At 34.4% G+C, this 14,140-nt stretch carries 13 protein-coding genes; 6 read left to right on the top strand and 7 right to left on the bottom strand.

Going from position 1 to position 14,140, the window contains the following annotated elements:
- Nucleotides 1-188 precede the first annotated feature (188 nt).
- The 6 genes from HNQ00_RS00065 to HNQ00_RS00090 all read right to left on the bottom strand — a co-directional run bounded on the left by HNQ00_RS00065 (nucleotide 189) and on the right by HNQ00_RS00090 (nucleotide 7,871).
- On the bottom strand, nucleotides 189-1,325 hold the full coding sequence (locus HNQ00_RS00065) for an aspartate aminotransferase family protein (RefSeq protein ID WP_173835854.1): 1,137 nt from the start codon (nucleotides 1,323-1,325) through the stop codon (nucleotides 189-191).
- A 78-nt stretch (nucleotides 1,326-1,403) separates the two neighbouring features.
- On the bottom strand, nucleotides 1,404-2,381 hold the full coding sequence (argC, locus tag HNQ00_RS00070; protein ID WP_173835856.1) for an N-acetyl-gamma-glutamyl-phosphate reductase: 978 nt from the start codon (nucleotides 2,379-2,381) through the stop codon (nucleotides 1,404-1,406).
- A gap of 288 nt (nucleotides 2,382-2,669) precedes the next feature.
- Nucleotides 2,670-3,863: an argininosuccinate synthase gene (locus HNQ00_RS00075; protein WP_173835859.1), complete on the bottom strand. Its 1,194-nt coding sequence runs from the start codon at nucleotides 3,861-3,863 to the stop codon at nucleotides 2,670-2,672.
- A 133-nt stretch (nucleotides 3,864-3,996) separates the two neighbouring features.
- Complete coding sequence (locus tag HNQ00_RS00080; protein ID WP_173835861.1) at nucleotides 3,997-4,614, bottom strand: GNAT family N-acetyltransferase; 618 nt, start codon at nucleotides 4,612-4,614, stop codon at nucleotides 3,997-3,999.
- A gap of 475 nt (nucleotides 4,615-5,089) precedes the next feature.
- Nucleotides 5,090-6,268, bottom strand: a complete 1,179-nt coding sequence (locus HNQ00_RS00085; RefSeq protein WP_173835863.1) for a hypothetical protein — start codon at nucleotides 6,266-6,268, stop codon at nucleotides 5,090-5,092.
- A 133-nt stretch (nucleotides 6,269-6,401) separates the two neighbouring features.
- Nucleotides 6,402-7,871 (bottom strand): MFS transporter, encoded by a 1,470-nt coding sequence (locus HNQ00_RS00090; protein WP_173835865.1) that lies wholly within the window; start codon nucleotides 7,869-7,871, stop codon nucleotides 6,402-6,404.
- A 403-nt stretch (nucleotides 7,872-8,274) separates the two neighbouring features.
- On the opposite strand from HNQ00_RS00090, the gene HNQ00_RS00095 reads away from it, so the two are divergent.
- Nucleotides 8,275-9,894: an ABC-F family ATP-binding cassette domain-containing protein gene (locus HNQ00_RS00095; protein WP_173835867.1), complete on the top strand. Its 1,620-nt coding sequence runs from the start codon at nucleotides 8,275-8,277 to the stop codon at nucleotides 9,892-9,894.
- Nucleotides 9,895-9,957: 63 nt separating this feature from the next.
- Here HNQ00_RS00095 and HNQ00_RS00100 read toward each other — a convergent pair whose 3' ends face one another.
- Nucleotides 9,958-10,131 (bottom strand): hypothetical protein, encoded by a 174-nt coding sequence (locus HNQ00_RS00100; RefSeq protein ID WP_173835869.1) that lies wholly within the window; start codon nucleotides 10,129-10,131, stop codon nucleotides 9,958-9,960.
- A gap of 286 nt (nucleotides 10,132-10,417) precedes the next feature.
- On the opposite strand from HNQ00_RS00100, the gene pyrR reads away from it, so the two are divergent.
- The 5 genes from pyrR to pdxH all read left to right on the top strand — a co-directional run bounded on the left by pyrR (nucleotide 10,418) and on the right by pdxH (nucleotide 13,968).
- On the top strand, nucleotides 10,418-10,957 hold the full coding sequence (pyrR, locus tag HNQ00_RS00105; RefSeq protein WP_173835871.1) for a bifunctional pyr operon transcriptional regulator/uracil phosphoribosyltransferase PyrR: 540 nt from the start codon (nucleotides 10,418-10,420) through the stop codon (nucleotides 10,955-10,957).
- A gap of 41 nt (nucleotides 10,958-10,998) precedes the next feature.
- On the top strand, nucleotides 10,999-11,925 hold the full coding sequence (locus HNQ00_RS00110; protein ID WP_173835873.1) for an aspartate carbamoyltransferase catalytic subunit: 927 nt from the start codon (nucleotides 10,999-11,001) through the stop codon (nucleotides 11,923-11,925).
- Nucleotides 11,926-11,970: 45 nt separating this feature from the next.
- On the top strand, nucleotides 11,971-12,303 hold the full coding sequence (locus tag HNQ00_RS00115) for a ribonuclease Z (RefSeq protein WP_173835875.1): 333 nt from the start codon (nucleotides 11,971-11,973) through the stop codon (nucleotides 12,301-12,303).
- A gap of 69 nt (nucleotides 12,304-12,372) precedes the next feature.
- Complete coding sequence (locus HNQ00_RS00120; RefSeq protein WP_173835877.1) at nucleotides 12,373-13,278, top strand: ribonuclease Z; 906 nt, start codon at nucleotides 12,373-12,375, stop codon at nucleotides 13,276-13,278.
- A 39-nt stretch (nucleotides 13,279-13,317) separates the two neighbouring features.
- On the top strand, nucleotides 13,318-13,968 hold the full coding sequence (gene pdxH / locus HNQ00_RS00125) for a pyridoxamine 5'-phosphate oxidase (RefSeq protein ID WP_173835879.1): 651 nt from the start codon (nucleotides 13,318-13,320) through the stop codon (nucleotides 13,966-13,968).
- Nucleotides 13,969-14,140 lie beyond the last annotated feature (172 nt).

Consider the following 14,140-nt stretch of genomic DNA (forward strand, 5'->3'; position numbering starts at 1 on the left):
CCGCTTTTTTTTATCAATTGCCACGGGTTAAAACCCGTGGCAATTGATAAAAAAAGAGCTTCACTGCTATCCCTCACGCACACTATCTTTGATTATATTCTTTAAATTACAACTGTTTGACTGGGAATCTTATCTTATGTCTCAAACTCAGCAACTCAGTAACTAAGAAACTTTGCAACTAAAAGAAACTACTTCAACTCTGCCAACGATTCCTGCAAAGCCACTATAAATGTATCAATAGCATCAGTAGTAATCGTTAAAGGAGGTAGAATTCTCAATAAGTTTTTATTGTTTGCTCCACCGGTGAAAATGTGTTTTTCGATAATCATTTTCTTTCTCAAAGCGCTCACGTCAAAATCAAATTCGATTCCTAGCATCAATCCTCTTCCTTTTACTTTGATAATTTCGGGTATTACTTTGATCGCTTCCAAAAAGTAAGCTTCAACTTTGGTAGCATTTGCCATCAAGTTTTCTTTCTCAATTACTTCAAGAACGGCAATACTTGCAGCACAAGCCAAATGACTTCCACCAAAAGTAGTCCCAAGCAATCCGTAGCTCGCTTTAAAGTGCGGAGCAATTAAAATACCACCAATAGGGAAACCATTCCCCATACCTTTGGCCATGCAAATAATATCTGGTGTGATGCCATGAAATTGGTGTGCAAAAAACTTCCCGCTTCTTCCAAAACCAGATTGTACCTCATCCATAATCAAAACCACATCATGAGCTTTGCAAACTTTTTCAAGTGCTTGAAAAAATTCGGTTGTTCCTTGGTCTAGACCACCTACACCTTGAATAGGCTCAATTATTACGCAAGCCACATCTCCTTTTTTCAATTCGGCTTCTACCAAATCGATTTGGTTCAATGGTAAGAAAGTCACTACTTGTTGCGCATTGATAGGTGCAACTATCTTTTTGTTATCTGTAGTTGCTACAGCAGCAGAGGTACGTCCGTGAAAAGCGTTTTCAAAAGAGACTACTCTTGCTTTGTTAGTATGAAAAGAGGCCATTTTTAAAGCATTTTCATTTGCTTCGGCACCAGATGAACATAAAAACAAACTGTAATCGGTATAGCCAGAAAGTTTGCCTAGTTTGTCCGCTAGTTCCACTTGCAATGGATTCTGAATCGCATTCGAGTAAAAACTCAATTTGTCCAACTGCTCTTTAACTTTAGCAACGTAATACGGTTGCGTATGTCCGATAGATATCACTCCGTGACCAGAGTATAAATCTAAATATTCGATCCCTTTGTCGTCTGTAATGGTGCAGTCAAGTGCTTTTACAGGAGTGATAGGGTATAATGGGTAAACGTCAAATAAGTTCATGGTTTTTTGTTTTTTTAGTTTAAGGTTTAAAGTTTCAAGTTCGCGTAAAACATGAAACTTTAAACTTGAAACAATTTTTTAGAAACCTGATGGTTTCAAATGCAACCCTGTGGTTTCGTCCAATCCAAACATGAGGTTCATGTTTTGAACGGCTTGTCCAGAGGCGCCTTTTAGTAAATTATCAATCACTGAGGTGATCAAAACCCGGTTTCCTTTTTTCATTAAACTGATAATGCATTTGTTGGTTTGTACTACTTGCTTCATGTTGATGTTTTCAGTGGTAACAGTTACAAAGGGTTGGTCTTTATAAAACGCTTGGTATTTTGTAAGTAGTTGTTCTAAACTTTCCTCTGATTTTGTGTATAGCGTAGCAAAAATTCCTCTGGGGAAATCTCCTCTGTTGGGTACAAAAATCAATTCGTTGGCATACGATGCTTGCAATTGATTGATGCTTTGGTTTATTTCGCCCAAATGTTGGTGTTCAAAAGCTTTGTAATGCGAGAAATTGTTGTTTCTCCAACTAAAATGCGAAGTAGCTGATAAACTAACACCTGCTCCAGTACTTCCAGTTGTCGCGTTGATGTGCACATCTTCGGTTAGTAAACCATCCGCTGCTAAGGGCAATAAAGCTAGTTGGATCGCGGTTGCAAAACAACCTGGATTGGCGATATAGTTGGCGTTTTTAATACTAATTTTATTTAGTTCAGGCAATCCGTAAACAAAAGATTTTCCGTCGAAATCTTTGTCTTTTATTAAACGGAAATCATTCCCTAAGTCGATAATTTTTGTGTGACTTGCAAACTGATTTTCTTTTAAAAATGAAATCGACTTGCCGTGTCCCAAACAAAGAAAGAGTACATTAACATTGGGGTTCACAGTATCGGTGAAATTCATTTCGATATCTCCCATTAGATCTTGATGCGCAACAGATAAGGGCTTTCCAGCATTTGTGGTGCTGTAAATAAAATCAATTTTTGCATGAGGGTGAAACATCAAGATCCTTATTAATTCTCCTGCTGTATATCCTGATCCGCCTATTATTCCTATGTTAATCATAATTTTTATTTTTATAACATTTTTATTTTTTAACCATTAAGGAATTAAGTTCCATTTAGCTTAATTTTTCTTAATCTCTTAATGGTTTAAAAAAGTAGTAAAGCACTTGAAAAAACTTCAACTTTTTTGTTTTGAGAAACATATTGAAAAATCAAAATGTTCTTAATTAGCCCCGATTGTAGTAAAAATCCTTTTCCTTTTTTTGAAAAATGAAAAGATTGTAACGGAAAGCGGGACTGGATTTCTTGAGGAACAAAATGTTTCTGCTCCAAAAAAATATACTTTATCTTATTCGTAAGTTTCGTTGTTTACTGCAGAATAAATGTTTTGGGCGTTTCCTAAAATTTTGATAAATCCTTTCGCATCATCAGACGTCCAGGCATTGTTCATTTCGCCATACTGACCAAAACTATTTGTCATCAAGTCATTATCCGATTTGATTCCGTCAAGCGAAAAATGATACGGTTTCAAGGAAACAGTCACGGTTCCGTTTACTGTTTTTTGAGTATCTTCAAGAAACGCCTCGATGTTACGCATTACAGGATCAAGAAATTGTCCTTCGTGAAATAACATTCCGTACCAGTTACCTAGTTGCTCTTTCCAGTATTGTTGCCATTTACCAAGTGTGTGTTTCTCAAGTAAATGATGCGCTTTGATGATAATTAACGGAGCAGCGGCTTCAAAACCAACTCTTCCTTTGATCCCAATAATGGTGTCACCTACGTGGGTATCACGACCTATGGCGTACGCATTTGCTAATTTTTCTAATGCAACGATATTATTAGAGGGTTTGTCTTTTTTACCATTTACGGCAACAATTTCTCCTTGTTTGAATTCAAGCGTTACTTTTTCTTCGCCTTCCTTTGTTAATTGAGAAGGATAAGCCTCACTCGGTAATGCTTGGTGCGAAGTCAACGTTTCTTTACCGCCAACACTTGTTCCCCAAAGTCCTTTATTGATTGAATATTGCGCTTTTTCCCAAGAATAATGCACGCCGTTTTTTGATAAATAATCTACTTCTTCTTGTCTAGAAAGTTTCAAGTCACGAATAGGCGTGATGATTTCGATTTCGGGAGCAATGGTTTGAAAAATCAAATCAAAACGGATTTGGTCATTTCCTGCGCCTGTGCTACCGTGTGCGATAGCCTCTGCACCAACAGATTTGGCGTATTTAATAGCTTCAATCGCTTGAAAAACTCTCTCAGCACTTACTGATAATGGGTAGGTGTTGTTCTTTAAAACATTCCCATAAATTAAATATTTAATGGCTTTGTCGTAGTATTTGTCCACGATGGTTAGATTAGCGTGTTTGGCGCTTCCTAGTTCGTAGGCTCTCTCTTCGATTGCTTTTAATTCTTCGTCATCAAATCCACCGGTATTGATTAAAACAGTGTGAACTTCGTATCCTTTTTCGTTTTTTAAATATTTAAGGCAGTATGATGTGTCTAAACCGCCACTATATGCTAATACAACTTTTTTCATTTTGATTTTATTTTTATTCCCAACGACCTTTCTGAAGGAATGGACGTTTATTGGGTTACTATTTTAATTAATTATTCTATGCTTCTCGGTATTTCCCTGTTATATCTCCCTATTTTTCTGGGAGGACTAGGAATTAATCTTCTAAGAAAAGCGCTTGCTTTATTTTTTTCAATCGGTTCCAAATCCGGGTATTGAACGTATGTTTTGGTGGTACTTTTGGTTTCTCTTTTGGATCATACAGCATTCCAGTACACAAACACATTTTATTGTCTTTGCTTTTTAGGATTTCGTAATTAGTGCAGGTTTGGCAGCCTTTCCAGAAACTAGGATCGGTGGTTAACTCCGAAAACGGTACTGGTTTGTAGCCTAAGTCAGAGTTGAGTTTCATTACCGCTAAACCAGTGGTGATTCCGAATACTTTCGCATTGGGATACTTCTTCAATGAATATTCAAATACCTTAGATTTAATCTTTTTGGCTAAGCCAAGGTTTCTAAAATCAGGATGTACAATCAATCCAGAGTGCGCGACATAGTTGCTTTCTTGCCAGCTTTCGATATAACAAAAACCTGCAAAAACACCATCAACTAGTGCAATGACGGCATCTTGATTTTCCATCTTTTTCTGGATGTATTCCGGCGTACGTTTGGCTATTCCGGTTCCTCTCAATAGGGCAGATGATTCTATGGTATCGCATATAACTTGTGCGTACTTAAAATGTTCTTCCTGTGCTATAATAATGGAGATATTCATTTTAAAAGATGAATTTTTGAGTTAAAAATGATTGTTTGATAGTAGCAGAAATACGACTGAAAGTTACCGATTTATTATTTAATAAACGAGTATAAGTAATTGAATAACATTTAGTTAAAAATGATATCAATACGGTTATAATACAGGTTTTTGGATATGTAAATCCAATGGAATACAGTTGGAATTTCAAAACAGGAAAATGAAAAAATGAATAAAATCGAATGACTTAAATAAACACTATAGTGATAGTGTCCGTACTTCGGGCGAAGCAGGAGTCAATTTTATCCGTGAGATTGAAGTTATATGTAAACTTGTATTTTTCATCTCTGCAAAAGTACATATATTTTTAATGCGTTGTTAATAAAACGACAATTCTAACAAAATTTTTACATTGTGTTATTTTATTGGCAAAAAATAAGCTCGAAAAACTATTGTTTGACGAGCTTAATTGTATTTGAAGTAGAGGAAATTAATTTTATAATCGATTGTTCTTTAAAATGACTTTTAACTTGTTCTTGAGATCTTCTCCCGTATCAAAAACCATCTGCTCATTTGACGGAAAAGGAATAGGACGGCGATCAAAATAATCGTTATATTCTAAGTCAATGGCTCTTCGATCTCCTCTAAAAGTGGCGTAAATATTGTCAAAAACAGACTCACTATTCAAAGGAAAAGACTGTATTACTTGATTGTTTTGCAAATTAGTAAATACTACATTAGCAATTACCTGGCAAGCTTTGTGTTGCTGAGACTCATATACTCGAGCGCTTACCGTTTTAAAATTATCTACCTGTATCGCTTTGCCCAAACTGTCTTTAACGATGTTACCTTTTTTATCAAGTAAGTTCTTTAAGCCAATTTTAATTTGTCTTTCATTAAAAAAGTTTCTTTCATTCACGCGTTCAGGACTAATATTTATCGTTTGAAAATTAAGAGCCACTGCATAATCGTATTTAATATTGCTTTGACGGGCACTATGATACACCGTCCAATTAGTATTCAAACCATAGGTGCTAAAATCTAATAAATCATCCTGTAGGTTTCGTGGAATTACCATATTAGTTTGATTGTTTAATTGTACGCTAATAAAATCGGTGCCTTTAAACTGTGCTTCATCCATTAATTTAAGCACGTCTTTATAATTAGGGTTGATTTGGTTCAGGTAAGACAAGTCATCAAAGGCTCTTCGAAAGATTTTTTTATCATTAGTAAGCATCAATGCTTTTGAGTTATCATATAAATATTGCGACAATTTATTTCGACTACCTATAATTTGGTCATTATAATTTTCGAATGGAAAAATAGCATTACGGTTTCTGTTGAGCAACGGTAGTGGAAGCAACGGTCTAATGGTTTCTTGACGCGTGTTCAGCTGTAGGAAAGTTGTATAAATAGGTTCGTAATCACGAGGATGGTTGCCTTTTATCATTAAATCTAACTTAAGTAAATCACGTTCTTTAGCCTTGGCAAACGCCTCTTCTAATAGATAAACATAATCTTGTTTTCCTTTAGAATCTTTGTTAGATCGAAGTCCTTCTACAGCACGATTAATTGCTGCGTCATAATCACCTTCGCTCAGTAGATTTTGCGTTTTCTTTACGCCACAGGAGCTAACTATAATAATCGAAAAAAAGAAAAGTAGTAGTTTTTTCATAATCTAAATTTGAGTAAATGTATCTGTTATATTTCGAAAATTCAAAAGTGATGCCAGAAAAAAAGACCACCAAATAAATTTGATGGTCTTAGGGTCGAATTAAAAATAACTTATGGACTTAAAGCAGCAGCAATTAATGTCCGCCACCTTCAGATTGTACGTGACTAATTCCTTGTCTTTTTAATATTTTAGGGCAGTAATAACCGTACCATCCTAAATATGCAAAACCTAATAACGGAATTACATAAGAGAAATGTGTCCATGAAATTCCAAATATTCCTTCAGGACTAGTAAGATCAATATCGCAAATACTTCCTTGAATTAGTGGAATAACTCCCCCTCCAAGAATCATCATAATTAAAAAAGAAGACGCTTTACCAGTGTTTTTTCCTAATCCCGCTATAGCCAAATCAAAAATTGAAGGCCACATGATAGAAAGGAACAGTCCGCCAGATATAAAGAAGAATTTTGCTGTTTCAGTATCAGGGCAAACAAGACCAGCAAACATCATAACTAAACCTGATAGGCCAAAAAGCATTAGCGTTTTACCAGCATTTTTACCACCAACGAAGCTAACACCAATGAAGAGTAAAATCCAGATAGGGTAGATGTAAAATGACGAAACATCATGTTGTGCAAAAATATTGGCACCTATGATCACACCAAAAGCAATTGCAGGCACAATGAATTTTAGAGCTGTATTGACTAGATTAGATGTGTTGAAAACATTGACACCACCATTCCATCGGCCAATCATTAAACTACCCCAATACAGTGCGATAAAAGGCGAAATAGCATCTTCAAGGATTTTACCAAACTCTACAGTGTGTAATAATGCAGGCAAATTACTAATGATTGTTACTTCAGTACCTACGTATATAAAGATCCCTAACATTCCTAAATACAGCTGTGGGTAATCTAAAATGTTGAACTTATCGGTGTGGTCTGCAATGACTGTTTTTTCTATTTTTGCAGGATTTTCAATTTTAGAGAAATTCATAAAAATAGCTACTAGTATAAAAGCAACTCCTAAAATGATAAAAGGCAACTTAATATCCTCTAAAGACAAGTTTGTTTTTTTATTACTTCCCATACCAAATAACGCGATACCAAGTAAAATAGCTCCAATTGTAGTTCCGAACGAATTGATTCCTCCGGCAAGTGTTAAACGGTGCGCTCCAGTATCTGGACTTCCCATTTTTATAGCTAATGGATTAGCAACAATTTGCTGGATCGAAAATCCTAACCCTACCGTGAATAAAGCAGTTAAGAAAAAGGGAAAGCTTTGCATAGTAGCTGCTGGCACAAATAAGAACGAACCTACAGCTGATAAAAGTAAACCTGCAGATAATGTTTTTTTATAACCAAATTTTTGAAGCACATCTACTTTTAAAGAAATCAAGAAGAAAATAATCGAACCCACAAAGTAGGCTACATAAAATGCCCAAGCGACTAACTGAGACTCTACCTGTGACAGTGTAAACACTTTTTTGAATACGGGAATTAAAATATCATTGGCAGAGCCAACGAAACCCCAAAAAAAGAAGACAATAATCAGCGAGATGAATTGTCCCCATTTAGTTTGTACATTTTCTGAATTCATAATTATAAATGGATTATATTTTAATAGATTTTAGTTCGGTCGTAAAAGTATATTTTAAGCGCTTTAAAAAAAAATATATTTAAAAATATCTACTTAAAAATACATTTAATGTAATTATCAGTTCGTTATGTATAATAATTATTTGATTCTACTCGTATTTACTATAATTACTTTAGAATCCTATACTGATTTTGTATATAGTAAGTTGCTGTGTACTCCTTGATTTAAGCCTTTCTTATTTAAACTAATTTTATAAAATCGTAATTGTAAGTAAAGCTAGGAACTGCACTAGTTATCGGTATCATATTTTTTGTTTTTTCGAATAAAAATCTTAATATGATAGCCCTTATAAAAATCATAAATTTTTTCGTAAATTTGCACAAAATTTATAAAACAAACATGCATGTTAACAGTTAATAATTTATCAGTTCAGTTTGGAAAAAGAATCTTATTTGATGAAGTAAACACTACGTTTACTCATGGAAATATATATGGGGTTATTGGAGCAAATGGAGCTGGAAAATCTACATTTCTTAAAATAATCTCTGGCGATATGGATCCTACTTCGGGGCACATTCACTTAGAGACCGGAAAACGTATGTCGGTTTTAAACCAAAACCACAATATGTTTGACGAACATACCGTACTTGAAACCGTAATGATGGGGAATAAAGTATTGTATGCAGTTAAAAAAGAAATGGACGAACTTTATCTGGATTACAATGATAAAAATGCAGATAAAATAGGGGAGCTGCAAGTTCAATTTGAAGAAATGAACGGATGGAACGCTGATTCTGATGCGGCTTCAATGCTTTCCAATTTAGGAATTACAGAGGAGCACCATTACACGTTGATGGGCGATCTAGAGGGTAAAATTAAAGTTCGTGTGTTATTAGCACAAGCGCTTTTTGGTAATCCTGATCTATTAATCATGGATGAGCCTACCAATGACTTGGATTTTGAAACCATTGCTTGGTTAGAAAACTTCCTTGCAAATTATGAGAACACTGTAATTGTAGTTTCGCATGATAGACACTTTTTAGATTCAGTATGTACACATATTTCTGATATTGATTTTGGTAAAATTAATCACTATTCAGGTAATTATACTTTCTGGTATGAGTCTAGTCAATTAGCAGCGAAGCAACGTGCACAACAAAATAAGAAGGCCGAAGAAAAGAAACAAGAATTAGAAGAATTTATTCGCCGTTTTTCTGCGAATGTTGCCAAGTCTAAACAAGCAACATCTCGTAAAAAGATGATTAGTAAATTAAATATCTCTGAGATTAAACCTTCAAGTCGTCGTTATCCAGCAATTATTTTTGATCAGGAGCGTGAAGCAGGAGATCAAATTTTAAATATTCAAAATTTAAGTGCCTCTGTTGATGGAGAAGTATTGTTTAAAGGAGTTGATTTGAATATGGCCAAAGGAGATAAAATTGTTTTATTCTCTAAGGATTCTCGTGCAACAACAGCTTTCTACGAAATCCTAAACGGAAAACAAGTTGCTGATTCTGGGAATTTTGATTGGGGTGTAACTACAAATCAAGCTTACTTACCAGTTGAAAACCATGCTTACTTTGAAAATGATTTATCATTAGTAGACTGGTTGCGTCAATGGGTTAAAACAGAAGAAGAGCGTGACGAAGTAAACATACGTAGTTTTCTAGGTAAAATGATTTTCTCAGGTGAAGAAGCGTTAAAAACTTGCCGTGTGTTATCAGGAGGAGAAAAAGTACGTTGTATGATGTCTCGTATGATGATGGAAAGAGCAAATGTGTTAATGATTGACGAACCTACAAATCACTTAGACCTAGAGTCGATTACAGCGTTCAATAATTCTTTGAAAAATTACAAAGGATCTGTGATATTCACTACTCATGATCATGAATTTGCTCAAACTGTAGGAAATAGAGTTGTTGAGTTAACACCAAATGGTGCGATCGATAGCTACATGACTTTTGATGAATACCTTGACGATGAAAAAGTGCAAGAATTAAGAACTAAAATGTACGCAAAGTAGTTTTAGACTAAATAACACAATAAAAAAAACTCCTGTAAAATTTACAGGAGTTTTTTTTTGTATTTATTTTCGACTAAAGACTTTACTGACGATCCATAAAATTACTGCTATTACTGCAATCACGATGAAGATTCCTACTCCCATACCGGCTTTAAAAATTCCTCCTACTACTTCACAACTTGTAAATGAAAATAACACTAAAAAAAGCATTAATAATCTGTTGATTCTCTTTTGCATATCGTATAAATTAAATTGTTATAATTGATTTGTTTTGTTACTGTAAAAGTACACAGAACATCATTTTAACACTTTATAGAATTTTGATAAAGAGTTGTGATATTTTGCTGTACCCTTAAATACTATTAGTTCGTAGCGTGATTTAGTTCCGTCACAACACTGTACTGTAGCTGTATATTCAGGAAGTAGTATGATATGTGGTACAGAAATTAATTTTCTAAAGCGATATATAATAATTCATACAATTGAATTTGTATATTTGCCTTACCAAACACTATATTTTACTATGACTCAAAAAGTTTTACTTAATGCCAAAGAAGTCAATATCATTCTACACCGTTTGGCTTGTCAATTAATTGAAAAACACCTCGATTTTAAGGATACTATTTTGGTAGGAATCCAACCTAGAGGGACTTTCATGGCAGAGCGTTTAAAGCAAATTTTAGAAAACGACTACAATACTCCTGAAATCATGTTGGGTTATTTAGACATCACTTTTTTTAGAGATGATTTTCGTCGCACGGATAAGCCACTTGAAGCAAATAAAACTAAAATTAATTTTATAGTCGAAAACAAAAAAGTCATCTTCATTGATGATGTATTGTTTACGGGAAGAAGTATTCGTGCTGCTTTGACTGCTATTCAATCCTTTGGTAGGCCATCAGAAATTGAATTGTTAGTTTTAATAGACAGACGCTTCAGTCGCAACTTGCCTATACAGCCTGATTATAGAGGAAGACAAGTTGATGCCATTAATAATGAAAAAGTAAAAGTGACCTGGAAAGAAAATGAAGGAACTGATGAAGTTCATTTGATTACCACATAAAGACCTACAATCAAGCGTATAAAATATTTAATCATACTATAATGAAAGAGTTAAGCGTAAATCATTTATTGGGAATAAAGTACATCAATAAAAATGATATCGATCTTATTTTTGAAACTGCTGATCATTTTAAAGAAGTAATCAATAGACCCATAAAAAAAGTGCCCTCTTTACGTGATATTACTATTGCAAATATTTTTTTCGAAAACAGTACCCGTACAAAACTCTCTTTTGAATTGGCCCAGAAAAGGCTCTCTGCTGATGTTATTAGTTTTTCGGCAGCACAATCGTCTGTTAAAAAAGGAGAAACTTTAATCGATACGGTAAATAATATTCTATCGATGAAAGTTGATATGGTTGTCATGCGCCACGCCACTCCTGGTGCTGCGCATTTTTTATCTAATAACGTTAAGGCAAGTATTGTTAATGCGGGAGATGGTGCTCATGAGCATCCCACTCAAGCTTTGTTAGATAGTTATTCCATTCGAGAAAAACTAGGAGATGTAGCCGGTAAGAAGGTAGTGATCGTAGGCGATATTTTACATTCAAGAGTCGCTTTGTCTAATATCTATGCTTTAAAGATGCAAGGAGCCGAAGTAAAGGTTTGTGGCCCAAAAACGCTGATTCCTAAATATATCGAATCTCTAGGCGTTACTGTGGAGCCTAATCTTAGAAAAGCCTTAGAATGGTGCGATGTGGCAAATATGTTGCGTGTGCAAAACGAACGTATGGATGTGAATTTCTTTCCTTCGACTAGGGAATATGCACAGCAGTATGGTTTAGATAAAGCTTTGCTGGATTCGCTGAACAAAGAAATCGTAGTAATGCATCCCGGTCCTATAAATAGAGGAGTCGAAATCACATCTGACGTAGCCGACTCACAACAATCTGTAATTTTGAACCAAGTAGAGAATGGTGTCGCGATTAGAATGGCGGTCATTTACTTATTGGCTTCAAAAATTCAGTAAATCATTTTTTGCACAGTAGTACTATAACCACATAAAATTAATACAATGAAAGTAGATCATAAATCACATACCGTTATAATTAAAGATACTCAAGGTGATTTGCCTTCATTTTTAACTAAATTGACGCAACAATACAAGTCTTTTGAAAAGAGTAATATTACAATCGATTTGCTAGCTTATAAAAACTTAAATGTTGCCGATATTGAAACTTTTGTTGCGCTATCAAAACAACATATCAAAGCAAAAAAATCATTTGTTATAGTTGCAGATAATATTGATTTTAACGAAGTTTCAGATGCTATTTTAGTGGTCCCTTCTTTATTAGAAGCCCATGATATTATCGAAATGGAAGAAATTGAACGCGATTTAGGGTTTTAAGGACTACCTATAAATTTGTTCTCTTATCATTATTGTTAACGCTAACAATTATTAAAATAAAATTTCAAATTGAATTTAACTATACTCGGTTGCTACGCAGCTACACCACGCACATTTACTAATCCTACGGCACAGTTATTAGATATTAAAAACAGGTTGTTTTTAATAGATTGTGGCGAAGGTACACAGGTACAACTCCGCAAGAACAAAGTTAAATTTTCTAAAATTAACCATATTTTTATCTCGCACCTGCATGGTGATCACTTCTTTGGACTTATAGGATTGATTTCGACCTTTATGTTACTAGGTCGCAATACAGATATGTATATTCATGGTCCTAAAGGCATTAAAGAAATTATTAAACTGCAGCTTAGATTGTCAAATTCCTGGCCCACGTTTAAGTTGCATTTTAACGAACTTGAGGCTAAAGAAAGTGTTGTTGTCTATGAGGATGAAAAAGTAGTTGTTAAAACGATTCCGTTAAAACATCGCATTTATACTAATGGATTTTTATTCGAAGAAAAAACCGAAGCTAGAAAATTGAATATTGAAGTAGTAGCCTCTTATCAAATAGATAAATGTTACTATCAAAATATTAAAAATGGTAGAGACGTCACGCTTGATGATGGTCGCGTTATTCCTAATAAGGAATTGTCACTCAATCCGCCGGTACCGCTGCGCTATGCATTTTGTTCAGATACTGCTTATGAGGAAGCAATTATTCCCTTAATTGAAGGTGTAGATGTGTTGTATCACGAATCCACATTTCTAGAATCAGAAGAATCTCTTGCTAGTAAAACAATGCATAGCACTGCAAAACAAGCGGCGACTATTGCTCTAAAAGCAGGGGTAAAGCAATTAATTCTAGGACATTATTCTACTCGATACGATAAGATCGAAATTTTTAGAGAAGAAGCTTTAACTGTGTTCCCAAATATATTATTAGCCGAGGATGGTAGGAATTTTAATTTCTAAATTTGGCTGCATTGTACAACTGTTATTATTTTATAAGATATGAATACAAACGACTTAAGTGATTATAGAAAATCATACGAAAAAAGTGAATTACTAGAAACTAATGTTCCCGAAGATCCAATCAATTTATTTAACCAATGGTTTCATGAAACAGAAGATTTTGGTGGAGTAGAAGAGGTGAATGCGATGACTGTTGCTACTATAGGTAAAGATGGTTTTCCAAAGTCTCGCGTTGTGTTATTAAAGAAATTCAACGAAGAAGGTTTTACCTTCTATACCAATTACGATTCAGAGAAAGGGCAAGCAATTGCGGACAATCCAAATGTGTGTCTATCCTTTTTTTGGCATAGTATGGAACGTCAAGTGATCATTAAAGGGGTAGCGCAAAAAGTGACTCCAGCTACCTCAGACAATTATTTTGACTCTCGACCTGATGGAAGTAAATTAGGCGCCATCGTTTCTAATCAAAGTCAAGTGATTCCATCACGTACTTTTCTAGAGAATAATTTAAGTGCTTTAGAAAAGAAGTATGAAAGCGAATCTATCGCAAGACCATCAAATTGGGGTGGCTATATTGTAAAGCCTACAGTAGTAGAATTCTGGCAAGGTAGGCCCAATCGTTTACATGACAGAATTAGATATTCAGTAGAAAATGAACACGACTGGAAAATTGAGAGATTAGCTCCGTAATTGTAAGTTATAACTTATGTAACAAGTAAATAAGTGTATATAATCGATAAATAGATGTTTTTAATCCGATTTTTAGTTATATTTGAATCGAATTAAGAAGCAGTTATTACGAGTTTGCCCTAACTCTACTATAATGTGAACCGCTATGGTTTTTAATAATAATTACTTAGTT

This window comes from Flavobacterium aeripolare, assembly GCF_013294025.1.
Classification (GTDB): domain Bacteria; phylum Bacteroidota; class Bacteroidia; order Flavobacteriales; family Flavobacteriaceae; genus Flavobacterium.